21 protein-coding genes and 1 pseudogene are annotated in these 22,240 nt (G+C 69.6%); 14 read left to right on the top strand and 8 right to left on the bottom strand.

The window, feature by feature from the left end; genetic code table 11:
* The first annotated feature begins 140 nt into the window (after positions 1–140).
* From A9X03_RS15135 to A9X03_RS15125, 3 genes are read left to right on the top strand one after another with little or no spacing between them, the layout of a single operon-like run.
* Complete coding sequence (locus A9X03_RS15135; RefSeq protein ID WP_068261698.1) at positions 141–1,148, top strand: chemotaxis protein CheB; 1,008 nt, start codon at positions 141–143, stop codon at positions 1,146–1,148.
* Positions 1,135–1,893, top strand: a complete 759-nt coding sequence (locus tag A9X03_RS15130; RefSeq protein WP_067761057.1) for an STAS domain-containing protein — start codon at positions 1,135–1,137, stop codon at positions 1,891–1,893. The genes A9X03_RS15135 and A9X03_RS15130 overlap by 14 nt, the downstream gene beginning before the upstream one ends.
* Before the next feature lie 55 nt (positions 1,894–1,948).
* On the top strand, positions 1,949–3,790 hold the full coding sequence (locus tag A9X03_RS15125) for a CheR family methyltransferase (RefSeq protein WP_067761056.1): 1,842 nt from the start codon (positions 1,949–1,951) through the stop codon (positions 3,788–3,790).
* Positions 3,791–3,795: 5 nt separating this feature from the next.
* Here the strand turns inward: A9X03_RS15125 and A9X03_RS15120 are convergent, their stop codons facing one another.
* Positions 3,796–4,662, bottom strand: coding sequence for a chemotaxis protein CheB (locus tag A9X03_RS15120; protein WP_082950252.1), 867 nt, complete (start codon positions 4,660–4,662; stop codon positions 3,796–3,798).
* 174 nt (positions 4,663–4,836) lie between these two features.
* On the opposite strand from A9X03_RS15120, the gene A9X03_RS15115 reads away from it, so the two are divergent.
* From A9X03_RS15115 to A9X03_RS15105, 3 genes are all read left to right on the top strand, one after another.
* Positions 4,837–6,018: a glycosyltransferase gene (locus A9X03_RS15115; RefSeq protein ID WP_067761055.1), complete on the top strand. Its 1,182-nt coding sequence runs from the start codon at positions 4,837–4,839 to the stop codon at positions 6,016–6,018.
* 141 nt (positions 6,019–6,159) lie between these two features.
* Positions 6,160–7,146, top strand: coding sequence for a helix-turn-helix transcriptional regulator (locus tag A9X03_RS15110; protein WP_231972888.1), 987 nt, complete (start codon positions 6,160–6,162; stop codon positions 7,144–7,146).
* 387 nt (positions 7,147–7,533) lie between these two features.
* Positions 7,534–7,956: an STAS domain-containing protein gene (locus tag A9X03_RS15105; protein WP_197696088.1), complete on the top strand. Its 423-nt coding sequence runs from the start codon at positions 7,534–7,536 to the stop codon at positions 7,954–7,956.
* On the opposite strand, the gene A9X03_RS15100 is transcribed toward A9X03_RS15105, so the two are convergent.
* Positions 7,953–9,311, bottom strand: a complete 1,359-nt coding sequence (locus tag A9X03_RS15100; RefSeq protein WP_067761165.1) for an NAD(P)/FAD-dependent oxidoreductase — start codon at positions 9,309–9,311, stop codon at positions 7,953–7,955. The two genes, A9X03_RS15105 and A9X03_RS15100, sit on opposite strands and share 4 nt — an antisense overlap.
* A 132-nt stretch (positions 9,312–9,443) precedes the next feature.
* Here A9X03_RS15100 and A9X03_RS15095 point away from each other — a divergent pair, with 132 nt between their 5' ends.
* Positions 9,444–10,400, top strand: coding sequence for an alpha/beta fold hydrolase (locus tag A9X03_RS15095; RefSeq protein ID WP_067761051.1), 957 nt, complete (start codon positions 9,444–9,446; stop codon positions 10,398–10,400).
* Here the strand turns inward: A9X03_RS15095 and A9X03_RS15090 are convergent.
* The 3 genes from A9X03_RS15090 to A9X03_RS15080 all read right to left on the bottom strand — a co-directional run bounded on the left by A9X03_RS15090 (position 10,395) and on the right by A9X03_RS15080 (position 14,112).
* Entirely contained in the window at positions 10,395–11,741 is a 1,347-nt protein-coding gene (locus tag A9X03_RS15090) for a flavin monoamine oxidase family protein (protein WP_068261695.1), read from the bottom strand. The genes A9X03_RS15095 and A9X03_RS15090 overlap by 6 nt on opposite strands.
* Before the next feature lie 119 nt (positions 11,742–11,860).
* Positions 11,861–12,976 carry a hypothetical protein gene (locus A9X03_RS15085; RefSeq protein ID WP_067761048.1) on the bottom strand — a complete coding sequence of 372 codons (1,116 nt, stop codon included), beginning with the start codon at positions 12,974–12,976 and terminating at the stop codon, positions 11,861–11,863.
* Positions 12,976–14,112 (bottom strand): phosphotransferase family protein, encoded by a 1,137-nt coding sequence (locus tag A9X03_RS15080; RefSeq protein WP_067761163.1) that lies wholly within the window; start codon positions 14,110–14,112, stop codon positions 12,976–12,978. Before A9X03_RS15080 ends, A9X03_RS15085 begins: the two co-directional genes overlap by 1 nt.
* 88 nt (positions 14,113–14,200) lie before the next feature.
* On the opposite strand from A9X03_RS15080, the gene A9X03_RS15075 reads away from it, so the two are divergent.
* Positions 14,201–14,803 carry a TetR/AcrR family transcriptional regulator gene (locus tag A9X03_RS15075; RefSeq protein ID WP_067761046.1) on the top strand — a complete coding sequence of 201 codons (603 nt, stop codon included), beginning with the start codon at positions 14,201–14,203 and terminating at the stop codon, positions 14,801–14,803.
* Complete coding sequence (locus tag A9X03_RS15070; RefSeq protein ID WP_067887229.1) at positions 14,800–15,672, top strand: SDR family NAD(P)-dependent oxidoreductase; 873 nt, start codon at positions 14,800–14,802, stop codon at positions 15,670–15,672. The genes A9X03_RS15075 and A9X03_RS15070 overlap by 4 nt, the downstream gene beginning before the upstream one ends.
* On the opposite strand, the gene A9X03_RS15065 is transcribed toward A9X03_RS15070, so the two are convergent.
* Together A9X03_RS15065 and A9X03_RS15060 are read right to left on the bottom strand one after the other, a co-directional pair.
* Positions 15,669–16,274 (bottom strand): class I SAM-dependent methyltransferase, encoded by a 606-nt coding sequence (locus A9X03_RS15065; RefSeq protein WP_067760297.1) that lies wholly within the window; start codon positions 16,272–16,274, stop codon positions 15,669–15,671. The genes A9X03_RS15070 and A9X03_RS15065 overlap by 4 nt on opposite strands.
* A gap of 40 nt (positions 16,275–16,314) precedes the next feature.
* Positions 16,315–17,700, bottom strand: a complete 1,386-nt coding sequence (locus tag A9X03_RS15060) for a 13E12 repeat family protein (protein ID WP_369807446.1) — start codon at positions 17,698–17,700, stop codon at positions 16,315–16,317.
* 145 nt (positions 17,701–17,845) lie between these two features.
* Here A9X03_RS15060 and A9X03_RS15055 point away from each other — a divergent pair, with 145 nt between their 5' ends.
* The 5 genes from A9X03_RS15055 (at position 17,846) to A9X03_RS15035 (ending at position 21,973) form a co-directional block, all read left to right on the top strand.
* Positions 17,846–18,793 carry a DUF4129 domain-containing protein gene (locus A9X03_RS15055; RefSeq protein ID WP_068261692.1) on the top strand — a complete coding sequence of 316 codons (948 nt, stop codon included), beginning with the start codon at positions 17,846–17,848 and terminating at the stop codon, positions 18,791–18,793.
* On the top strand, positions 18,790–19,272 hold the full coding sequence (locus A9X03_RS15050) for a hypothetical protein (protein WP_067760303.1): 483 nt from the start codon (positions 18,790–18,792) through the stop codon (positions 19,270–19,272). Before A9X03_RS15055 ends, A9X03_RS15050 begins: the two co-directional genes overlap by 4 nt.
* Positions 19,269–20,243: a MoxR family ATPase gene (locus A9X03_RS15045; protein ID WP_067760305.1), complete on the top strand. Its 975-nt coding sequence runs from the start codon at positions 19,269–19,271 to the stop codon at positions 20,241–20,243. Before A9X03_RS15050 ends, A9X03_RS15045 begins: the two co-directional genes overlap by 4 nt.
* Before the next feature lie 7 nt (positions 20,244–20,250).
* A complete protein-coding gene (locus A9X03_RS15040) occupies positions 20,251–21,516 on the top strand; it encodes a DUF58 domain-containing protein (RefSeq protein WP_067760307.1) in 1,266 nt (421 codons plus the stop codon).
* Positions 21,517–21,580: 64 nt separating this feature from the next.
* Entirely contained in the window at positions 21,581–21,973 is a 393-nt protein-coding gene (locus tag A9X03_RS15035) for a hypothetical protein (RefSeq protein WP_231972878.1), read from the top strand.
* 2 nt (positions 21,974–21,975) lie between these two features.
* Here A9X03_RS15035 and A9X03_RS15030 read toward each other — a convergent pair.
* Positions 21,976–22,240 (bottom strand): annotated as a pseudogene (locus tag A9X03_RS15030) (NADH-quinone oxidoreductase subunit N); the annotation flags it as partial.

Here is a 22,240-nt window from a genome sequence, read left to right as displayed (position 1 = left end):
TCCGCGACCAGACAACTCAGGGTGCCCGCCGCGGCCGCGGTGAAAACCCAGGTCTGCGAATCCCCGACAGCTATCCCGCGCGGAGTTGAATACCTACTGCGGAGTTGAATACCTACTATTGATGCGGGTAGTCGAAAGTGATGACTGACGAATCCGGCGGCTTGCGTGGCGTGGTGGCGATCGGCGCCTCCGCGGGGGGAGTGGAGGCGCTGTCGAAGCTGGCGGCGGGTTTGTCCGCCGATGTGCCGTACGCCTACCTGGTGACCCTGCACATTCCCGCCGGCGCGCCGAGCGTGTTGGCTCGCATCGTCGACCGCAGCGGGCCGTTGCTGGCCGTCACCGCGGAGGACGGCGCCAAACTCGAACCCGCGCGAATTTACGTCGCCCCGCCCGATCGACATCTGCTGGCTGCCGACCACCGCGTGGTCCTCTCGCAGGGCCCGACCGAGAACGGGCACCGGCCGGCGATCAACGCGCTGTTCCGCTCGGTCGCCCTGGCATTCGGGCCCCGCGCGATCGGAGTCGTGCTCTCGGGCGTGCTCGACGACGGTGTGCTCGGCCTGGGTGCCATTCGGTCCCGCGGCGGTACCACCATCGGCCAATCACCCGACGACGCGTTGTTCCCCGCCATGCCGGCCAACGCGCGCGACGCCGGCGTGCTGGATCATGATGCGGCGGCCGCCGACATCGGCGCGGTCCTCAAAGAGCTGTCGCACCAGAAGACCAAGGACCCCAACATGGAACGCGACGCCGCGATGGAGCTCGAAAACCGGATCGCCATGATGTCGCGGTTTTCGACCGACTTCGACACCCAACAGCTCGGCACCCCGTCCGGGTACACCTGCCCGGACTGCAACGGCTCCCTGGTGTCCATCAGCGAAGGCAACTTCCGCTGCCAGGTGGGGCACGCCTGGACGGCCGACGCGCTGCTGGCCGCGCGGGACACCGAGGTCGACGGCGCGCTGTGGGTGGCGCTGCGCAGCCTGCAGGAGAAGGCCCGATTGGCGCGGCAATTGGCGGACAAGGCTGGACCCGGTCCCCTGAAGATGCGTTACAGCGGCCTCGCCGAAGAAACCGAACGGGCGCTGGCGGTGCTCAGCGACCGGTTGTCGGCCACCGCTCCGCACGGCGGTGATGGCGGTGACTGAGTCGGCCATCCGCATCGCCGCCGAAGAACAACAGGACATGCCGATCCTGGTGGCGGACGGCGTGCTGGACAGCTCCACGTATCGCGGCCTGCGCGACATCGTGATCAAGGCCGCGCTGGACGAGCCCCGCGCGGTCATCGTCGACGTCGACCGGCTCACCGTGCCGACGGCCTCTGCCTGGACCGTTTTCACCAGCGCTCGCTGGCACGTCAGCACCTGGCCCGACGTACCCATCCTGCTCGTGTCCGCGGAACCGTCCGTCCGGCGGGCGATCATCGGGGTCGGGGTGGCCCGCTACGTGCCCGTCCACGCGAGCCGCGAGCTGGCGCTGGATGCCGTGCGCGGCCGGGCGCTGCAGATCAGGCGCCGCGCGCGCACCGAGCTGCCCCGTTCGGACGGCACCCTGGGGATGGCCCGAACCGTCGTCACCGACTGGCTCACCGAATGGGACCGGCGCGCGGTGATTCCCATCGCGACCACCGTGGCCACCGTCTTCATCGAAAACGTGCTCCACCACACCGAGAGTGCCCCGGTGCTAATCGTCGAAAGCCATCGCGAGGCCGTCACCGTCGCCGTACAGGACGCCAGCGACCAGTTGCCGGTCCGGCACGAGGACGGCCGGCGCGGCGCGGAAACCGTGTCCGGTCTGGCCATCGTTTCCGCGCTGTGCCGGACGTGGGGCGCCACCCCCACCTCGTCCGGCAAGACCGTCTGGGCGATGGTCGGTCACGACGATCGATTCTGACGACCGCGAGTAGTGTTCAAGTCCTTCGGCCAGGCTCGATGCGGACGGGACTTGAATGGACGGCACGACTGACGAGGCTTTCGAGGCCCTGCTGCGCTACATGCGCGATTCGCGGGGCTTCGACTTCACGGGGTACAAGCGCACGTCGCTGATGCGCCGGGTCCGCCACCGAATGGATCAGGCGGGCTACAGCACATTCGAGGAATACCTCGACTTTCTGCAGGCCAGTTCGGACGAATTCGCGGCCCTGTTCAACACCATCCTGATCAACGTCACCGCCTTCTTTCGCGACCCGGACGCGTGGGAGTACATCGCTTCCGAGGTCATTCCGCGGATGCTGGCCGAGCGTGGTCCCGGCGATCCGATTCGGGTGTGGAGCGCGGGATGCGCCTCCGGCGAGGAGGCCTACACGCTGGCCATGCTGCTGGCCGAGGCGCTGGGCGCCGAGGGTTTCCGGCAACGGGTCAAGATCTACGCCACCGACATCGATGAGGACGCGCTGACCGAGGCGCGGGCGGCGTCCTATGACGCCAAGGCCGTCGAGTCGGTGCCGCCCGATCTCCTGGCGCGCTATTTCGAACAGGTCAACGGCCGCTACGTGTTTCAGAAGGAGTTGCGCCGCGCGGTGATCTTCGGCCGCAACGATCTGGTCAAGGATGCGCCCATCTCCCGCGTCGACCTGCTGGTGTGCCGCAATACGCTCATGTACCTCAACGCCGAGACTCAGCGAAACGTCCTGGGCCGCTTGCACTTTGCGCTCGCACCGCAGGGCACGCTGTTCCTCGGGCACGCCGAGATGTTGCTCAGCCACGGCGACCGGTTCACGCCGCTGAACCTCAAGCACCGCATCTTCCGCAAGGCGGTCGGAAGCCACAGCGGGGTCGAGCGCTACGACCCCGCCGGTGCGTTCTACGAACGCAACGTCGACCTCACGGGCCTGACGACGGTGCGTGACTTGGCTTTCCGCGCCAGCCCGGTGGCCCAGATCGTGATCACCGGCGAGGACACCGTCGCGATGATCAACCAGCAGGCCGAGGCGCTGTTCGGGCTCTCGGCCCGCGACATCGGCCGGCTGCTGCGCGACCTCGAAGTCTCCTACCGCCCGGTCGAGCTGCGCGCCTATCTGGAGCAGGCCAAGGTGGAGCGGCGCTCGGCGCGCATCCAAGACGTCAAGTGGCAGCGACCGGGCGCCGAGACCGTTTGGTTCGAGATCCACGTCAATCCGCTGGTCGACGCCGAGAACGGGCTGCTGGGCGTGTCGATCGTGTTCTTCGACGTCAGCGCGACGCGCGCGCTGCTGGACAAGGTGGTCCAGACCAATCGCCAGCTGGAAGTGGCGTACGAGGAGTTGCAGTCCACCAACGAGGAACTGGAGACCACCAACGAGGAATTGCAGTCCACCGTGGAGGAATTGGAGACCACCAACGAGGAGCTGCAGTCCACCAACGAAGAGCTCGAGACGATGAACGAGGAGCTGCAGTCCACCAACGACGAACTGCACACCATCAACGACATGTTGCGGGAACGCAGCCTCGAACTCGACGAGGCGAAGGTCTTCCTCGATTCGCTGGTCGACTCGGTCCAGATGGGCATGGTGGTGGTGGATCGCGAGATGAAGGTGATCCTGTGGAACCGCGGGTGCGAAGAGCTGTGGGGCCTGCGGTCCGAGGAGGCGGTGGGAACCCGGCTGACCGCCCTGGACATCGGCCTGCCCCTGGACAGCGTGCGGTCCTTGATCGGCAATGCGTTCGTCGACGCCGACAGTTCCGGTGAGACGGAAGTCGACGCGATCAACCGCCGGGGGCGCCCGACCCGGGTGCGCGTCACGTGCACGTCGTTCCGGTCGGGTGAGGGCACGGTCGGGGGCGCCCTGTTGCTCATGGAGGTCGTGAGCTAGCCGCGTCAGTGGCCCCACCGCGCGGCCGCTTCCTCGGCCGCCTGGTGCGCCAACTGCGCGCGCCGCCGCGACTCCGCGGCCCTGCGTCGCGCCATCGCCACCGATTCGGTGGTGGCGCCGAGTCCGGCGGATAGGTCCCTGCGTCGACGGCTGAGCTCTTCGGCGCGTTCGCGCGCCAGGTCGGCCCGGCCCGCCGCGGTGTTCACCAGGTCGCTGCGCCGGAGTTCGGGCAGTTCGCCGACGTCCTCCGCCCCGCACCGGTCGCCACCGTGGTGCGGCGGCGGTTCGGGCAGCGGCGCTCCCTCGACGATGCCGGTCAGCACGCGGCCGATCTGGTGGATCGGCAGCACGAGGTCGGCGCCGGCGCGCGCCGCCGCCACGGGCATCGACGTGTACAGGGCCGTCTCCGGACTCTCCGCGATGACGATGGCGCCGGCCCGCTTCATCGCGGAGGTACCCGCGGCCCCGTCCTGCCCGGAGCCCGACAACACCACCGCGACGCTGCGCGGTCCGTACGAGGCGGCGACCGACCGCAGCAGCACGTCGAAGCGGCGCACGCCCAGATCCCTGATCGGGCGCAGGCGACAGCAGCCGTCCGGCGTCAGTTCAAGGTGCATCCCCGGCGGACAGACCACCGCCTGACCCGGGCAAAGGGGCCGCCCGTCGTGGGCCCAACAGACTTGCTGTGCGGTCTGCCGCCGAAGGATCGCCGGGAGGACGCTGTCGTGGGCGCCGAGGTGCTGCTGCACGACGATGGCGGCCGGGAAATCGCCCGGCAGATCACCGAGGACCGTCGAGAGCGCGTCCAACCCCCCCGCCGACGACAACAGGACTACCAGTTCGACGGCGGGCCGATGCGGGTCGCTGGCCACCCTTTCAGTCTTCCAAATCGACGACCACACCACAGTCCGGCGAACGATCCCGCCCCACCGCGGCTATCCGCCATGCGAAACGGCGGCGCTTCAGGCGAAGCCCCGCGCCGCCACGGTTTCGCCGGTATGGGGCCGGGTACGCCATCACGCCATGGGCGACGCAACGGGGTTGAAGTGAGGATTGCGATCGTCAGCGGCGACGACATTGTCGGTGACGACCCGCAGGAACTGTCCGCCGCACTGGCGGCCCGCGGAAATGCCGTCACCAGGTTCGTCCGGCAGAACCGACGGCGGCCCGCGGGGATCGGAACTTGCGGCCACCGCACAGTGTCGATCTCCGTCGGGCCGCGGTCGACGAATTCGGACCTGGACGTGCTGCCCTACGTCGGCGACTGGGCGGGGGCGCTCGCAGACGAGTGGTCCGCTGAGGCGCCCGACGTCGTGCACGCGTACGGGTGGCTGGGCGGTTTGGCCGCCCAGCTGGCCGCACGGCGCCAAGGGGTGCCGGCCGTCCAGAGTTTCCTGGGCCTGGCCACCGCGGGCGCGGCGCCCTCGCCCATGGGCGCGCCGGCGGAGGGCGAACGGCTCCGCGTCGAACCGCTGTTGGCTCGCAGCGCCAACTGGGTCACCGGTGAGAGCTCCGACGACGTCGACGCGCTCGCCAGGCTGCGCCGCAGCCGGGCCCGCGTATCCGCTTTGACAAGCGGGGTGGACGTCGAGCGATACAACTCGAGCGGCCCGGCGCAGGCCCGCACCGACCTGCATCGCATTGTGTGCCTTGCGCCGAACCCCAAGCCGTGCAACGGCTTCGACATTGTCATCAGGGCGCTGGCCAGGGTCCCGGGCACGGAACTGGTGCTGGCGGAGACGGAAGCCTCGAATCGTGAGTGCGACGAGGCGCGGCTCAAACTACAACTTCTCGGCGCCGGGTTGGGGGTGTCCGACCGGGTCCGGTTTGCGGGCACCGTTTCCGGCGATCGACTGGCGATGCTGCTGCGGTCCGCCGATGTGGTCGCCTGCACCCCGCGACAACCTCCACGCGCCACCGCGGTGCTACAGGCGATGGCCTGCGGCGTGGTGGTGGTGGCCTACGGCGTCGGCGTGCTCAGGGACGCCGTGGTGGACAACGTCACCGGCCTCGTGCTGCGCCCGGAAACTCCCACCCAGTTGCCAGCCGCGTTGAGAAGCCTTCTCGCGCAGAGGTTTCAGTGTATGAGCATGGGTTCTGCCGGTCGCAGTCGTGCGCTGTCTCGATATGCCTGGGACCGGATCGCGCTCGACTGCCTTAACATCTACCAACGGGCGGGTTCCACAACTTGGATGCCGCAACGCTTGCAGTCATCGGGCATCCGGTGATGCAATGAGGGCAGCGCGCAACACCCTGGGGGAGCGCCGACTATGACCGCCTTGACGAGCGTTACCGACAACACCGGCCCCGGTGAGGTGGCCGGCGCGGTCGGCCGACTGCCCGTTACGGACCAAACCGACCCCAGCCGCATGGGCGATGCTGTGCGGCAAGCCCGGGATCCGGGCTCGGCACTTCGGCGCGACCAGTTCCGCACCGTCGATCCGCGGGCCGCGCGGCAGTTCCTGGCCGGCGCCTACCACCCCGCCTGGCGCATCGCCGGACTCACGAGCCGGTCGGCCGTCTCCCATCGGCGGTGCGAAGCGGGCGCCGCGACGGTCGACGACGTGATGATCCAGGGCCGCGTCTCGCTGGAGATTGTGGCCTCCGAAAGCATCATCGTGATCCAGCCCCGCGGGGGCTCGATGAGCGTCGCCGGGGGGCCGCCCGCGACGGTGGATTTCCCGGTGCTGGTCGCCCAAGGCATGCCGTGCGTGTTGCAGTGCAACGGCGCCCGGTTCGATGTGGTCAGCCTGGCCGCCGACGTGCTGCACAAGGTCGCCGCGGACTGGGGTGCCCCGCCAGCCCGGCAGATTCATTTTTCGGATTGGCGCCCGCGTTCGCGCGCCGCCGTGCGGGCGTGGCACCGGGCGCTGGATTACGTCGCCTTGACCCTGGCCGGACCGGACACAGCTGACCAGCCACTCGTGGTCGCGGGGCTGGCCCCGTTGCTGGCCGGCGCGCTGCTGGAATGTTACCCGTCCAACGTCACGGAGCTGGACCTGGCCAATGAGCCCGCACTGCCCGAAACCCTCAAGGACGCAGTGGCTTTCATCCATCGACACGCCGGCGGGGACGTCAGCATCAACGACGTCGCGGCCGCGGTGCACCTCACGCCCAGGGCGGTGCAATACCTCTTCCGCCGCCAACTCGGCAGCACCCCAACGGAATACATCCGCCGCGTCCGCCTCAGCCGGGCCCATCAAGACTTATTGGCCGCCACGCCATCCCACGCCACCGTCACGGAGATCGCCCAGCGATGGGGTTTCGCGCACACCGGCCGATTCGCGGTGCTGTACCGGCAGACCTACGGTCAGAGCCCGCACACCACCCTCCGGCACCTGACCGCGGGGTCGTGATCGCGACACGCCGCTGAGCCGCAGGTCAGATCCGCGGTCCGCTTTGAATCGCCAGGTCCCAAGCCGACGCGCCGAACGATGTTTTTCGCACGGCGAGCCGTAGGTGAAAACGCCTGGTTGAAGGCGAATCCGGGTCGCGCGGCCGAGGGCGGGTGGCCGGTTATGAGCACCGCCGGTCGCCATTGCCGGTAGGCTTGGGTCAGGTTGAGTCCCCAGCTGCCGTTATCAACGGGCGCCAAACGGACACCGTCGTCGCTCGCCCTGCCTTATCAAGCCTGAAGGGCGCACATTCACATGACTGCTTCACCCGATCTACGTACACCCGATCGACATACGCCCGAGCTGCTCGGGGAGCCCCGTAGCCGCTACCAAATCGATTGCGCCGGAGTGCAAATCCACGTTCACGCCCGCAGCACCGCCACGGTCTTACGCGTCGAGGGAGAAATCGATGCGGCCAACACGGACCTGATCGCCGAGGCGATTCGGCGCTTTTCTCGGCTCAGGGCCCCGCTTGTCCTCGACCTCACCGGCCTGGATTTCCTTGCCGGTTCGGGCCTTCGAGCGCTGCTCGCCCTCAACGAGGAGCATCGGCAAGCCCAGCTGCGCTGCTGCATCGTCAGCGGCGCGGCGCTGCGCCGGCTCACGCGGGTGCTGCCCGAACACCGCCTGCCCATTGCCGACTCGGTCGATGCCGCCCTGGCGCACATCGAAGGCGCGACCACGGCCCGCCGGCGGCTGGTATCGGGCCCGGCCCGGCAGCACGAGCCGCAGCACGACACGGCGACGCGACTCCGCGGGCTCGCGTCCTAGCGGCCCAATCGGCGCATCAACTGGTCAGCGGCGTAGCGACCGCTGGCCATGGCGCCGTGCACCGTCGCCGGGTTGTTGACGCCGACCGCCTCCCCGGCCAGATAAAGCCGGTCGCCGACCGGTTCTTGCAACCGGCGCCGGTCGTCGAGGCCGGAGCCGGGCGCATGAAAGGAGTAGGCTCCGCGCGCATACGGGTCGGCGCTCCAATCCGATGTCTTGACCTCCACGGGCGCGGCGTCGCCGAACAGGCGGCGGGTGATGGGCCTCGCGGTGGCGATCAGATCCTGTGGGGCCGAGGACTCCACGGCCCGGCCGCGCCCGCCGGCGTTGAACGCCAACACGATTGGCCCCGCGGCGGCGGGCAGCGTGAACCATTGCGCCCACGTGCCGCTGTCGGCGGCGAGGTACTGATAGAAGGCGTTGTCCACCGTCCAGCCGCGCCGGTCGAAGCGGAAGAAACTCTTGGACAGCACCCCGAACCCCAGGGCGTCCACCGCGTGGCTGTGGCGGCTCGGCAAGGGCGGATCGAACGTAATGGCACGGGCTTTCAGCACGCCGAGCGGGACGGTGACGATCACGGCGGGGCCCTGGAACGACCGATCTTTCGCGCGAACGGTGACGGAGTCGTCGCGCTGCGCGATTCCGGTCACCGGTGTGTTCAACTCGACCTGAAGCCCGCCGGCGAGGAGCCTCGGCAGCGCGTCATAGCCGTTCGTGATGACGTCCTGATCGCCGCCGGTGTAATCGCCCTCGTCAAAAGTGATGGTGGACAGTTGATCCGCGTCGGCGGCGAATTCGTCCTCGATCTCGGTGGTCAGGTAGAAGGCCAGCTGGGCGCGGTCCGCGGCCGAAAGGCCCTCGGAGACGGCCGCCGCGTTGACGGCGGCCGCCAGGCTGCCAGCGTCGACTTGGTAACGCGCCCGCTCCACGAACGCGCGCCACGGCGTCGGGTCATAGTCCAGCGGTGGGAGTTTGGGATCGACGACCAGCTTGGCCCAGCCGTAATAGTCGGTCGTGACCAGCTGAGCCTGCGCCCGCCGCGCCAGCTCCAGCAACGGGTTGTCCGCCGTGCCGTGGATCCACGACGCTCCCATCTCCAGCGGTGCGCCCCAATCGCGGTCGGTGTGGATGCGGCCGCCGATGCGGTCGCGGGCCTCGATCACCCGCACCGGCCATCCCGCGTCGGCGAGGACACGAGCGGCGGACAGGCCGGCCATCCCGGCCCCGACGACAAGGATCGACCGGGTGTCCGGTGGGGGCGGCCGCGCGGGCGGCGGACGCCGTGGGGCGCACGCGGCCATCAGTCCGCCGCCCACCACACCGGTGGTCGCCGCGATGAATTCCCGACGGGACATCGGGTACACGGGTGTTAGCGTCTCATACGAGAAACGGTTTGCCGGATTTACCGAATCCGAACGGACGTGGGGGATAAACTTGCGACAGTCCTTAACTGCGGCGACGAGGCCGAGTTGAATGGGGGAGCGGCGATGAGTGCTCGGCGATCGGCTCGCGTGATCGACCCCTATCCCGACGTGTTGCCCCCCAGCCAGACCGTGAGCGTCCGGGCCACCGACGGCACCCGCCTGCACGCCGAGGTCTTCGGGCCCGCCGACGGCTACCCCATCGTCCTGACGCACGGCATCACGTGCGCCATCCGGGCCTGGGCATACCAGATCGCGGACCTGGCCAACGACTACCGCGTGATCGCCTTCGACCACCGCGGCCATGGGCGCAGCGGTATGCCCCGCCGCGACGGCTACAGCCTGAAACACCTTGCCTCCGATCTGAATTCGGTGCTGGATGCGACGCTGGCGCCGCACGAGCGCGCCGTGCTGGCCGGGCATTCGATGGGTGGCATCACCATCGCCGCGTGGTCGGCGCGGTACCGGCACATGGTTCGCCGCCGCGCGGACGCCGTCGCGCTGATCAACACCACCACCGGGGATCTGGTCCGCAAGGTGCAATTGCTGTCGGTGCCGCACGGGCTGTCACCCGCGCGAGTCGCCGCCGCCCGCGCGCTGATCCACGCGTTCGGCGGGTTCCCGATCCCGACCGCCGCCCGGATTCCGAGCCGCTATCTGGTCGGCATGCTGGCGGTGGGCAAGGAGGCCGACCCGGGCATCGCCAGGATCGTGCACCAGTTCTTCGAACAGACGTCACCCGCGGGGCGCGCCGGCTGCGCCAGGATGCTGGTCGCCGCCTTGGGGTCGCGCTACCTGGAGCTGGACGGTTTGACGGTCCCGACGCTGGTCATCGGCAGCGAACGCGACCGGCTGACCCCGATCAGCCAGGCCCGCCGGATCGCGGGCACGGCGCCCAACGTCGTCGGCCTGGTCGAGCTGCCCGGCGGCCACTGCTCGATGCTGGAACACCCGCGCGAGGTGAATCGGCATTTGCGGGCGCTCGCCGAATCGGTGATCCCGGACGTGCGGATCAGTTCATAACAGGGCGGTGATCTCGGCGGCCGCCCGCTGGCCGGACCGCACGGCGCCGTCGAGGAATCCCGTCCATTCGTCCGCCGTCTCGGTGCCGGCCCAGTGAATCGGGCCGACGGGCTCGCGCAGGAACGGCCCGAATCGGGTCCACGAACCCGGAGGAACCGCCGCGGTGGGACCGCCGGGCGCGAACTGCTCTGCGCCCCAACGGTGGTCGACGTAGTCGAGCGGTTTGAGCGCGTTGTCGCCGAACAACCTGGCGAAGCCGCTCAACGCCGCGTGCCGACGTTGCTCGGGGGCCAGCTCGTCGAACTCGCGCGCGTCGACGAACCCCATCAGGATGCCGGGCCCGTCGGCGTGCGGACTGACGTCGAAGGTGATGAACACCGGTCCGGTGTCGGACAGCGCCTGCCCGGAGAAGCCGTCGGCCCGCCAGAAGGGTGTGGAGTAGGCCGCATAGGCCTTGCTGAGCTGGCCCTGCGGCCAATGCCGCGCGAGTTGGTGATACTCGGCGGGCAGTGGGGGAGCGAACTCGATCGACGCGCGGTGGGCGGGCGGGACCGCGACCACCACGAATCCGGCCTCGGCCTGGCCGACGTCGGTGGTGACCGTGACCCCCGCGCCGTGCCGGTCGATGCGGCGGACCGGCGCGCCCAGCACCACGCGGGTGCCCAGCTCGGCCGCCGCGGCCTCGGCGATCTGCTGGGTGCCGCCCGGAAAACGGTCCTGCTGGGCGCCGTTTTCGACGTCGAGCAGCCGGTCCAGGCCGCCGGCGGCGTGCGTGTAGCGGGCCGCGTGCAGCATCGAGACGTCGTCGGGCTCGCACCCCCAGGTCACCCGGGACACGATCGCCAGCAGGTCACGCGACGACGCGGTGGCACGCACCGAGCGCAGCCAGCCGCCGAGCGAGACGTCGTCGAGCTCGGACGCCCGACGCGCGTCCCACGGGGCGTCGAGCGGGATGCTGCGGGCGATCCGGTCGAATTGCCAACGCAATCGGCCGATGTCGAGCAGCCCGGTCAGCGAGAGTTTGGGAATGGTGCCGCGGTAAGAGTGCGTCCAGCCGCGCCAATGGATGACGTTCTTGCCGTCGTGATGGGTAGGAGTGGTCGGGACGTCGAGCTCGGCGGCCAACGCCAACACCGCGTCCTGGGTGGGTCCGACAAAAGTGCCGCCCAGATCGGCGGGCAACCCGGCCACGCTGCCGGTGAAGGACCGACCGCCGACGCGGTCGCGGCCTTCGAAGACCACGACGTCATGACCCTGGCGGGCCAGCTCGCGCGCCGCGGCAAGCCCCGCGAATCCTGCACCGACCACGACAACGTCGACGATCCACGGCGGATTTGGCACGGGGAACAGTCAACCGCAATTCTTGCGATTTCGTAGGGCGAATGCCCGACACCCACGAACGTCGACTTGTTGCGCGAGATGGCCCGAAAATCTCCGACAAGTCGACGTTCGCGGGCTGCCTAGGGGGCGACCGTCAGCCAGTCGGCGAATCCCGACGGGTCGTGGCGGCCCAGCGCGCCGTGCTCGTAGAGTCCCCAACCCTCCACCGGCTCGCGCTCGCCGTCGCGGCACACCGCCCGGCCGACGTGGTCGATGACGCCGAAACCCGACCGCGCGACGATCCCCGGGTCGGTCATGTCGTAGGTCAACCGTTCGACGAACTTCTCACCCTTCCACGTGCCGTGCAGCCAGTCCGAGTCGCCGCCGTAGCCGCCGCCGACGTGGATGGGCACCGGCAGCTTGGACTCCACGTCGAAGTGGACCGGCGTGCCGTCGGGGGCGGTGGCGTCGATCGTCGCCCCGGTCGGGATGCGGGTGCCGGACCGGTAGTGGATCTTCACCCGCGGCCAGCCCAGCTGCTCGACGCGGCCGTCGCGCCAGATCCGGGTGCAATCGTTGAGCGAGCGGAAGCCGTCGGGCGCTTCCTGGATGATGAGCACGATGGCGAACTCCTCGAACGCCATCGGCACGTAGAGCCACCACATGCCCTCGAACGGCGGGTCCGCGGGTCGCCCGGCGGGCTCCGGTTCGCCGATCGGCCTGATGCCCCAGGACCGGTCGCGGCTGCCGAGCCAGGTCGCGGGGTCGACGGCGATCTCCTCGCCGTCGATGGCGATGCGACCGCTCCAGCTGCCCAGCTGGGCGAACCGCTGGGCGTCCAGGGTCACCCGGTTGCCGGACCGCATCAGGTGCGGCTGCTCCTGCACGACGTCGAACAGCCCCTCCCAGGTGAGATCGGCCGCGATGCCCTCGGTTTCGTCAAGGACCAGCCGCAGCTTGTGCAGCGGCTCGACGACCTCGATCCGATAGCCGTTGACCTTCTGGTTCAGCCGGTCCTGGTCGATCGCGTCGGACAGGTGCACCGCGGTCTGGGTGTCCCCGCGCCGGACGAGGAAGAACGCGTCCTTGACACCGAGGTTGGGGTAGTAGCCGATGCCGCTGATGACGAAGATGTCTCCGGTGCGGTCGTGGGCGTTGAAGTAGGAGCGGTCGTAGAAGTTGCGGTCCGAGGAGCCCGGCCACGCGATCGGCTGCGGGATCTGATGTACGGGGAACTCGTCGAGCGGTCCGAGCATTACTGATCCTCTCCGATCAAACGCTTCATCAATCCGGCGTGGTAGAACAGCGATTCGACATCGTCGGGCTTCTCTGTTTCGCCGAAGTGCACCCGGCGCGCGCCGGTGCGCATGAACACGCAGGCCCACATGACACCCGAGTAGACGTAGAACCAGCGCAGGTCGCCGACCTCCACGCCGGTCAGCCGCTGGTAGGTGGCGCGGACGTCTTCCTCACGCATCACCTCCGGCAGTCCGGGCAGCCCGGCCAGGCCGGTCAATTCTTGAAAAACCATGTGGGCGTAGATCATCCACGCCACGTCGAGCTCGCGCGGTCCGAGCGTGACCATTTCCCAGTCCAGCACCGCCACCGGGGAGAAGTCGCGGTAAAGCACGTTGCCTACCCGGGCGTCGCCCCAGAGCAGTACGGGCTCGCGGCTGGCCTGTTCGGCCGGCCAGTGCTCCTCCAGCCAGGCGAAGGTCCGCTCCAGCAGCGGTGAGGTGCCGATGTCGGGCACCGCGAAGTCGTACCAGGACCGCACCCAGTTGAAGTGCCGGCGCAGCGCGGTGTCGCCGTTTTGCCCGTCGGACAGGAAGCCAAAGGTGTTCTGGGCGTCCGGGATTGAATGCAACTTGGCCAGCACCCCGACGGTCGCGTCCTGCAGTTCGCGCTGGCGTTCGGCGGGGGCGTCGGCGAACCAGTTGTTGCCGAACGTGTAGGGCATGACGTCGGGCGGCACCACCCCGTCGACGTAGTCCATGACGAAAAAGGGCGTGCCCAGCACCTCGCCGGTGGGCTCGAGCCAGCGCACCGGCGGGACCGGGACGTCGGTGATTTCGCCGACCTTTCGGATCACCTCGAATTGGTGGTCAAGCCGATAGGTGGGGAAGACCTGCACATCTTCGGGGGCGGGGGCGACCCGGGTCACCAGCTTCTGCTCGACAGGCTCGCCGTCCTGCTGCCAGCGGGCGGTCAGGATGATCGTTTCCGAGGACATCCCCGTCGAGTCGACGCCGCTTTCGACGGTGACCTCCGGGTTCGCACCGGCGGGTAGGACGGTCGACAGCCATTGCGACATGACGGCGGGTAGCGTCGTGACGTCGCGGCTGGAGCGCTGAAGTCGGTCGACCTTGTCGAGCACGGGTTCGTTGGCCACGGGTGCCTCCATTCTGTGAGACTTCGTTCTCTTTGAGACGTTCCCTTTGAGACCTGGGCTCGGCAATTACGATACGGTAGGTAGCGTTATGAAAGCAGACCCGTCCGACATTGACAAGGCCCCCGGCGCCGGCCGCCCGCGGGACCCGCGTATCGACTCGGCCATCCTATCGGCCACCGCGGAACTGCTTGTCCAAATGGGCTATTCAAACCTGAGCCTGGCGGCGGTCGCCGAGCGTGCGGGAACCACGAAATCCGCGCTGTACCGGCGGTGGTCGAGCAAGGCCGAGTTGGTGCACGAGGCGGCCTTCCCGGTGGCGCCGACCGCGCTGGAGGCGCCGGCCGGGGATTTCGCCGCCGACGTCCGCATGATGATCGAGGCCACCCGCGACGTCTTCACCACCCCGGTCGTCCGCGCCGCCCTGCCCGGGCTGGTCGCCGATATGACGGCCGATCCCGCGCTGAACGCGCGGGTGATGTCCCGCTTCGCGGACCTGTTCGCGACGGTGCGGGTGCGGCTGAGTGACGCGGTCGACCGGGGCGAAGCCCATCCCGACGTCGACCCGGACCGGTTGATCGAGCTGATCGGAGGCGCGACGATGCTGCGCATGCTGCTGCGCCCGGAGGACGAGCTCGACGATGCGTGGGTGGAGCAGACGACCGCCATCGTGGTGCACGGGGTGACGCGATGACGGGGCGCCTGTCGGGGCGGACCGCGATCGTCACGGGCGGCAGCCGCGGGCTGGGCCGGGCGATCGCACTGGCCCTGGCGGCCGACGGCGCCGCCGTGGCGGTGGCCGGGCGCACCGAGCAGGTGTGGGACGAGCGGCTGCCCGGCACCATCGGCGAGACGGTCGCCGACATCGAGGCGGCGGGCGGGCGCGCCGTCGCGGTCCGCGCCGACCTGACCGACCGGGACGACATCGCCCGGTTGGTCACCAGCGCACGAGAAGCATTGGGCCCCATCACGATTCTGGTCAACAATGCGGCCTTCACCGCTCCCGGACGCCCGCCGACGCCCGGCGCCGGACAGCGCGCCAAGTCCGTCAAGTCGGCGAGCGGCGCCGCCAAACCCGGGTGGCCCGGGTTCGTCAGCATCCCGCTTTCCGCGTACCGCAGGCATTTCGAGATCGCCGTCTTCGCCGCCTACGAACTGATGCAGCTGGTCTGCCCCGACATGATCGAAGCGGGTGGCGGGGCGATCATCAACATCACCTCGGTCGCGTCGAGGATCCCCGGCGACGGGCCTTATCCGGACCGCGGCGGCGGGGTGCTGCCGGGGTACGGCGGGTCCAAGGCGGCGCTCGAGCACCTGACCCAGTGCGCGGCTTACGATCTGGCCGATCACCACATCGCGGTCAACGCCCTGTCGCCGTCGAAACCGATCCTCACTCCCGGGCTGGCCTACTACGCCCGCGACTTCGATGAGACCGCCGCGGCGGACGAATTCGCCCGGGCGGCAGTTGAATTGGCGTTGGTCGATCCGGAGAAGGTCACGGGGCGCACCATCGGCCATCTGCAGGTGCTCGACGGCAGCTTCCGGCCTTTCCAGCTCGACTAGGCGGGCTTGGTCGCCGTGACGGCGTTGATGATCACGGCGTGCAGGCGCTGCCATTTCGGGGACCGGAATCCGGCCTGCAGCAGCAGGCGTTCGGCGCGGCGCCGGGTCCGGGCCTTGCCGCGACGGCCGATGGCGAGGGTCGGCAGCAGCCACAGCGAGAACTGGTCGACGAGCACCAGGCGCCCGCCGGGCCGCAGCACCCGCGCGCACTCCGTCAGCCCGGCCAGCTGGTCGGACCAGTGATCGAATGACGTGGTGCTGACGACCAGATCGAAGACGCGGTCGGCATAGTTGATCTCTTCGGCCACCCCGCGGTTGAAGCTCAACCGCGGGTCGCGGGCGAGAGTCCTTGCGACGGCGACCATCTGCGGGGCGGCGTCGATCCCGCTGAGGTGTTTGGCGTTCGGGTAGCGGCGGGCCAGCAGTCGCAACAGGTAGCCCGTTCCGCATCCGACGTCGAGCACGTACTCCGGAGCGGTGACGGTCGCGACGGCCAGGTGCGCGGTGCGATCGGCGATTTCGTGGTGCAGCCGGCCGCGCCAGCCACGGTCGTAGCCGGCGGCGCGTTCGTCGAACGCTGCGACATCGCGATGCGGCGGCACCCGCTGAGTGTCTCACCGGGGGTCCCGCTTGGCGAGCAGCTCAGTCGCCCGACTCGGGTCCCTCCGGTGGGTCGGGGTCGCCGCGCAAGAGCTCGTCCGGATGGTGAGCGTGGTTCACCTCTGGTGGCCCGTTGCCCTCCGTCCAGCCGAGCCGCCCGTCGTCGGTGACCTCGGTGCGCCATTCGTCCCGGCTCGCCGCGGCGTGGTGGCAACCGCAGGCGAAGAACAATTTGTCCGCGTCGGTTTGGCCGCCGTCCGCCCAGTCCGGGCAGTGGTGTACTTCGCAGCGGTAGCCGGGTTCGAGGCAGTCGGGCCGCGTGCAACCGCGGTCGCGGGCGTAGCAGACGAGCCTCTGGTCGGCGGTGGCGAGGCGTTTCTGGCGGCCCAGGTAGAGCGGCCGGCTGGTGTGCTGGTCGAACACCGCCAGATAGTGAATCCCCTTGGCTGCCATCCGGATCAGGTCTGGCATCGGCAGTCTCGAATCGCCGCCCGTTCGGGCCGGCCCGGGCATCGGAACCGACGAGTCGACGACCGCGTGTGCGGCGCGGTCGAGTTCGGCCAACGTGGTCGTGACGACCACCGTGACCGGGTGGCCGCGGTGCGTCCCGAGCTCGCCGGAGGCGACGGCGGTTTCGAGGCCCCATTTGAACGCGTCATGGCAGCGTTGCGCCGGTGTGCGCCGATCGCGCACATCCGGGTCGTTGGCGGCCGAGTCCGGTTGGTGGCGTCCGGGCCGCACGGCCCCTTCGACGGCTTCGAAATAGGCGCGGGCCTCGGGGTCGAGCAGCCCGGACAGCCGCGACATGCCGTCGGGCCCCTGCGGGCCCAGGTGCAATCGGCGGCGGCGGGCCCGATCCTCGTCGTTGAAGAGGCCGTCGGGATTGAGGTGGTCGGCGATCCGCCGGCCGAGCTTGGCGACGATCCCGGCGTCGAGTTTGGTCGCATGCCGCACCAGCGTGTGCTCGGCGTCCGCCACATCCAGGGGCGACACGCGCGCGGGGAGCACGTCCACGGCCGCGCAGATCGCGCGAATGTGGTCCTCGCCGACCGCACCCGCCGCCACCGCGGCCGCCAGTTCCGGGAGCTCCGGGGGCACGGGCGGCCCGGTCAGCGAGCGCCGCGGGCGGATTCGGGCCCCGAGCCGGAACCGGCGGGTGATCTCGTTGGGCGTGATGCGCAGCCGCGCCCACAGCTTGTCGCGGACCGCCGGCACGAACCCGCCACCGTCGGGCGGGTCGGCGATTTCGGCGAAGAACCGGTACATCAGCCCCCGGTTGGTGCGCTCCTGGGTCTCCAGCCGTTCGGCCACCTCGAGCCGGAATTCGTTGCCGACGACATCCGAGGACACCACCCGCAGCGCGTCGTGGGCGGCGTCGATCGCGTCGAGAGCGGCGCCAATTCGCTCCCGTGCCTGTTCGGCGCCCATCCGAAGACTCATCCCCCCACGCTATCGAACATGTATTCGAATGATCGCCGCCTAACCGAGATCTGTGGATGGATCACGGACTGTGGATAACCCCCGCTCTGACGTGCCAGGATGAGGCAAAGCCAACCGGTCGAGTGGTGTGCCAATGCCTGGTGTGGACAAGGCCACGGGGCGGGTCGTCGCCCTGATCGTGCTGCTGCTCGTCGTCTCGGCCGCTCTGCGCGGGTATCTGCCGGCCGCCCACCACGGGCCGCGCGGCGAAGCCGCCGGCGGAGGTGCGGCGCTGATATTCGTGGTGGCGATCCTCGGGGGCGCGCTCACGCTGGTGGCGATCGCGGTCATCGCGCGGCTGCGGGACCCGCGCGCGGCGGCCCCGCAGGCCGGCCAGCTGTCCGAGATGCTCGGCACCGGCAGGGGCAGGCCGAGCTGGCGCGTCTTGCTCATCGGGCTGGCCGTGATCGTCGCCTGGCTGTTGATCGTGCTGGCCGGGTCCCGCCTGTTGTCCTCCCACGGCGCCGGCCAGGCGCCACGCCCGCCGGCGACCGGCGCCCCGTCGGCCGAACAGCCCAACGCGCAGGAGCCGCGGCGGCCACATCCACCGAACGGGGACATGTTCGGCATCCTGCTCGCCGCGACCGTTCCGATGATGTTGATCATCGCCACCGGAACGGTCGTCATGTCGCGGCGCCGGGGGCGCGCGGTGACACCGGTCACCGTCGCCGATGACTTCGTGGGATCGCCGGCGCCGCCGACCCGCTCGGAATCGCTGGCGCGCGCGGCCGAACGCGGGCTGGCCGAGATGGCCGATCTCAGCCGCGAGCCGCGCGAGGCGATCATCGCCTGTTATGCGGCGATGGAGCGCGAGCTCGCCAATGTGCCCGGCGCCGCCCCGCAGGACTTCGACACCCCGACCGAGGTGTTGGCCCGGGCGGTCGAGCATCATGCACTGCACGCCGACAACGCCGTCCAACTGGTGAGCCTGTTCGCCGAGGCGCGCTTCAGCCCGCACGTCATGAACGAGGGCCACCGCGACGTGGCGGTGCGCGTTCTCCAGTTGGTCCTCGACGAACTGAGATCCCGGAGTCCAGCATGAAAAAGACTCTGGCCCTTGGCATCTGCCTGATCGTCGGGATCGAGCTGCTCGCGCTCATGCTTCAGGATCGACGGTTGGTGTTGGCCGCCTCCGGTGGTGCCCTCGCCCTGGTGTTGCTTACAGTCCGTCGCGTGCTGGGCCGCGGCATGCATAACGAGGGCGAAGCGGAGTCCGACGACCTCGGCGATTCGTTGCGCCGCTGGCTGGCCAACACCGAGACGACGATCCGTTGGTCGGAGTCCACCCGGGTCGACTGGGATAGGCACCTGCGTCCCATGCTCGCGCGCCGATACGAATTGGCAACGGGCGAAAGGCGATCCAAAGACCCCGCGGCGTATCAGGCGAGCGGTCAGATGCTCTTCGGGAGCGAACTGTGGGAATGGGTTAATCCGAACAACGTCGCACCGACCGGCGACCGGCGACCCGGTCCCGGCCGTGGGGCGCTGGAAGAGATTCTGCGAAAGTTGGAACAGGTATGACGCTGCCGGCGGCAACAACCACAGCGCACTGCGAGGCGGTGCTCGACGAGATCGAGCGTGTGGTGGTGGGTAAGCGTTCCGCGCTCACGCTCATCCTCACCGCGGTGCTCGCGCGGGGCCACGTCCTGATCGAGGACCTGCCCGGCCTGGGCAAGACGCTGATCGCCAGGTCGTTCGCCGCCGCGCTGGGTCTGCAGTTCACCCGCGTGCAGTTCACGCCGGACCTGCTGCCGGCGGACCTGCTGGGCTCGACCATTTACGACATGCAATCGGGCCGTTTCGCCTTCCGGCCCGGACCCATCTTCACCAACCTGTTGCTCGCCGACGAGATCAACCGCACGCCGCCCAAGACGCAGGCGGCGCTGCTGGAAGCGATGGCCGAAGGCCAGGTGAGCATCGACGGCGAAACACACCAGCTGCCAAAGCCATTCATCGTCCTCGCGACCGACAACCCGATCGAGTACGAGGGCACCTATCCGCTGCCCGAAGCGCAGCTCGACCGGTTCGCGATCCGCCTGGAACTGCGTTACCTCTCCGAGCGCGACGAGACCGCGATGCTGCGCCGCCGCCTCGATCGCGGGTCGAACGAGCCGACCGTCAACCAGGTCGTGGACGCGCACGACCTGCTCGCGATGCGGGAATCGGTCGAGCAGGTGACGGTGCACGAAGACGTGCTGCACTACGTTGTCTCGCTGGCCAACGCCACCCGGCATCATCCCCAGGTGGCGGTGGGCGCCAGCCCGCGTGCCGAACTCGACTTGGTCCAACTCGCCCGCGCCCGTGCGCTTTTGCTCGGCCGCGACTATGTCATCCCCGAGGACGTCAAGGCGCTCGCCGTCCCGGCCGTCGCGCACCGAATCACCCTGCGCCCGGAGATGTGGGTGCGAAAGATTCAGGGCGCCGACGTCGTCGGTGAGTTGCTGCGCCGTCTGCCGGTGCCGCGTACCGGCGGCCAGGGTGGCTCCGGATGAGTGCGGCGTGACCGGCCGCGAGGTCGAGTTCCGCTGGCGCGCATCGCCATTGACGCGCGCCATCGCGACCTGCGCGGGGTTGGCGCTGGCGGCTGCGGTGATCGGCGCGCGGTGGCAGCTGATCGCGTTCGCCGCGCCGCTGCTCGGGGTGCTGTGCTCGATCAGCTGGCAACGACCCGTACCGACGGTCCGCGTGCACGGCAACCCGGATTCGCAGCGGTGCTTCGAAGACGACCGGGCGCGGTTGCGCATTTGGGCGACGGAGGAGGGCCACGCTTTGGGAACCTCCGCGGTCGAGGTGACGGTGCCACCCGTCGAGGGCATGCAGCTCGACGTTCTCGATGCCGACTTCAGGGAAGCCAAAACGGTTGCGGCCGCGGCGCAACGCTGGGGCCGCTACTCCATCCGGGCCCGGGTCGACGCGGTCGCCCGGGGCGGGCTGCTGTCCGGCACGGCCCTGGTCGACGCCGCGGAAGTCATCGTGTTTCCGCTGACGCCGCCCCAGTCGACGCCCATCCCGCAGACCGAGCTGCTCGACCGCCTCGGTGCCCACCTCACCCGGCACGTCGGCCCGGGGGTCGAATATGCCGACATCCGCCCCTACGTGCCGGGAGACCAACTGCGCGCGGTGAACTGGCCGGTGAGCGCGCGCCGCGGCCAGCTGCATGTCACGCAGCGCCTGACCGACCGCGCCGCCGACGTGGTGGTGCTGATCGACACGTATCGGCAACCGGCGGGCCCGGCGACCGCCGCCACCGAGCGCGTCGTGCGCGGCGCCGCGCAAGTGGTGCAGACCGCCCTGCGGCACGGTGATCGCGCCGGGATCGTCGCCCTGGGCGGCAACCACCCGCGGTGGCTGGGCGCCGACATCGGGCAGCGCCAGTTCTATCGGGTCCTCGACACGGTGCTCGGCGCCGGCGACAGATTCGAAAACACCACGGGCACTTTGGCGCCCCGCGCGGCCGTCCCCGCCGGCGCGATCGTCATCGCCTTCTCGACGTTGCTGGATACCGAATTCGCGCTCGCGCTGATCGATCTGCGCAGGCGCGGCCACGTCGTCATCGCCGTCGACATCCTCGACAGCACTCCTTTCGAGGGCGAGCAGGATCCGCTGGTGAATCGGATGTGGGCGCTGCAGCGTTCCGCCATGTACCGCGACATGGCCACCGTCGGCGTCGACATCGTGTTGTGGCATCAGGACGGCGGATTGGAGCAATCCATGGGTGTGCTCCCGGACCGCCGCCGGCGGGTGCGGGGACGGCTCCGTGCCTAGCGGCGAGGCGGGCACGGTGCCGCGCCTGTGGGCCCCGGTGTTCTCCGTCGCGTTCGGTCTGCTGATGGTGGGTCTGGCCGCCGACGGCTCGCACGGGCCGGCGGTTGCCGCGTGGGTGGCGGCCCTGATCGCGGTGGCCGGGGGAGCGGTATATCGCCCTGCCACAACGCTCGCCGTGTTGCTGGTGGTGGCCACCATCGCGCTGTCCGACCCGCCGCTGGTGTTCGTCGCGCTGTCCGGGCTGTGCGCCGCCGCGTATCTCGTGTGCCGCCACGCGGCCGGCGCGTCGGCCGGGGCGGTGCTGGGCAGCTGGCCGACCGTGGTTGGCGCGGTGGGTTTTACGTTCGCCGGGTTGGTCGCGACGGCATTCCCCCTGCAATTGCCGTGGTTGCCATTGGCCGCACCGCTGGCGGCGCTGGCGGTCTACGTGCTGGCCGTGCGCCCGTTCCTGAGCTGAACTCAGTGCAGCAGTTGGGCGGCCCGATCGGCCAGGTCGAGCAGCGGCTGCGGGAAGATGCCCAACGCCACGGTGACCGCGGCGCACACCGCGATCGCCGCCTTGCTCAGAATGCCCGGCGCCACCACGTGCGGGGTGTCGTCGGTCGCCTCGGTGAAGAACATCGACACGATCACCCGCACGTAGAAGTAGGCGGCGATGCCGCTGGCGACGACACCGACGATCACCAGCGGCGCCGCGCCACCCTGGGCTGCGGCCTTGAACACG

It is taken from the genome of Mycobacterium sp. E1715 (assembly GCF_001667625.1).
In the GTDB taxonomy this organism is placed as follows: domain Bacteria; phylum Actinomycetota; class Actinomycetes; order Mycobacteriales; family Mycobacteriaceae; genus Mycobacterium.
This window is presented reverse-complemented; position numbering and strand designations above follow the sequence as displayed.

Excerpts from the sequence above, each read along its gene's own strand:
- A9X03_RS15100 (WP_067761165.1), bottom strand. The coding sequence starts at position 9,311 with ATGTCCCGTCGGGAATTCATCGCGGCGACCACCGGTGTGGTGGGCGGC.
- A9X03_RS15095 (WP_067761051.1), top strand. The coding sequence starts at position 9,444 with ATGAGTGCTCGGCGATCGGCTCGCGTGATCGACCCCTATCCCGACGTG.
- A9X03_RS15070 (WP_067887229.1), top strand. The coding sequence starts at position 14,800 with ATGACGGGGCGCCTGTCGGGGCGGACCGCGATCGTCACGGGCGGCAGC.
- A9X03_RS15055 (WP_068261692.1), top strand. The coding sequence starts at position 17,846 with ATGCCTGGTGTGGACAAGGCCACGGGGCGGGTCGTCGCCCTGATCGTG.
- A9X03_RS15135 (WP_068261698.1), top strand. The coding sequence starts at position 141 with ATGACTGACGAATCCGGCGGCTTGCGTGGCGTGGTGGCGATCGGCGCC.
- A9X03_RS15085 (WP_067761048.1), bottom strand. The coding sequence starts at position 12,976 with ATGCTCGGACCGCTCGACGAGTTCCCCGTACATCAGATCCCGCAGCCG.
- A9X03_RS15060 (WP_369807446.1), bottom strand. The coding sequence starts at position 17,700 with ATGGGCGCCGAACAGGCACGGGAGCGAATTGGCGCCGCTCTCGACGCG.
- A9X03_RS15045 (WP_067760305.1), top strand. The coding sequence starts at position 19,269 with ATGACGCTGCCGGCGGCAACAACCACAGCGCACTGCGAGGCGGTGCTC.
- A9X03_RS15125 (WP_067761056.1), top strand. The coding sequence starts at position 1,949 with ATGGACGGCACGACTGACGAGGCTTTCGAGGCCCTGCTGCGCTACATG.
- A9X03_RS15110 (WP_231972888.1), top strand. The coding sequence starts at position 6,160 with ATGGGCGATGCTGTGCGGCAAGCCCGGGATCCGGGCTCGGCACTTCGG.
- A9X03_RS15035 (WP_231972878.1), top strand. The coding sequence starts at position 21,581 with ATGGTGGGTCTGGCCGCCGACGGCTCGCACGGGCCGGCGGTTGCCGCG.
- A9X03_RS15075 (WP_067761046.1), top strand. The coding sequence starts at position 14,201 with ATGAAAGCAGACCCGTCCGACATTGACAAGGCCCCCGGCGCCGGCCGC.
- A9X03_RS15050 (WP_067760303.1), top strand. The coding sequence starts at position 18,790 with ATGAAAAAGACTCTGGCCCTTGGCATCTGCCTGATCGTCGGGATCGAG.
- A9X03_RS15130 (WP_067761057.1), top strand. The coding sequence starts at position 1,135 with ATGGCGGTGACTGAGTCGGCCATCCGCATCGCCGCCGAAGAACAACAG.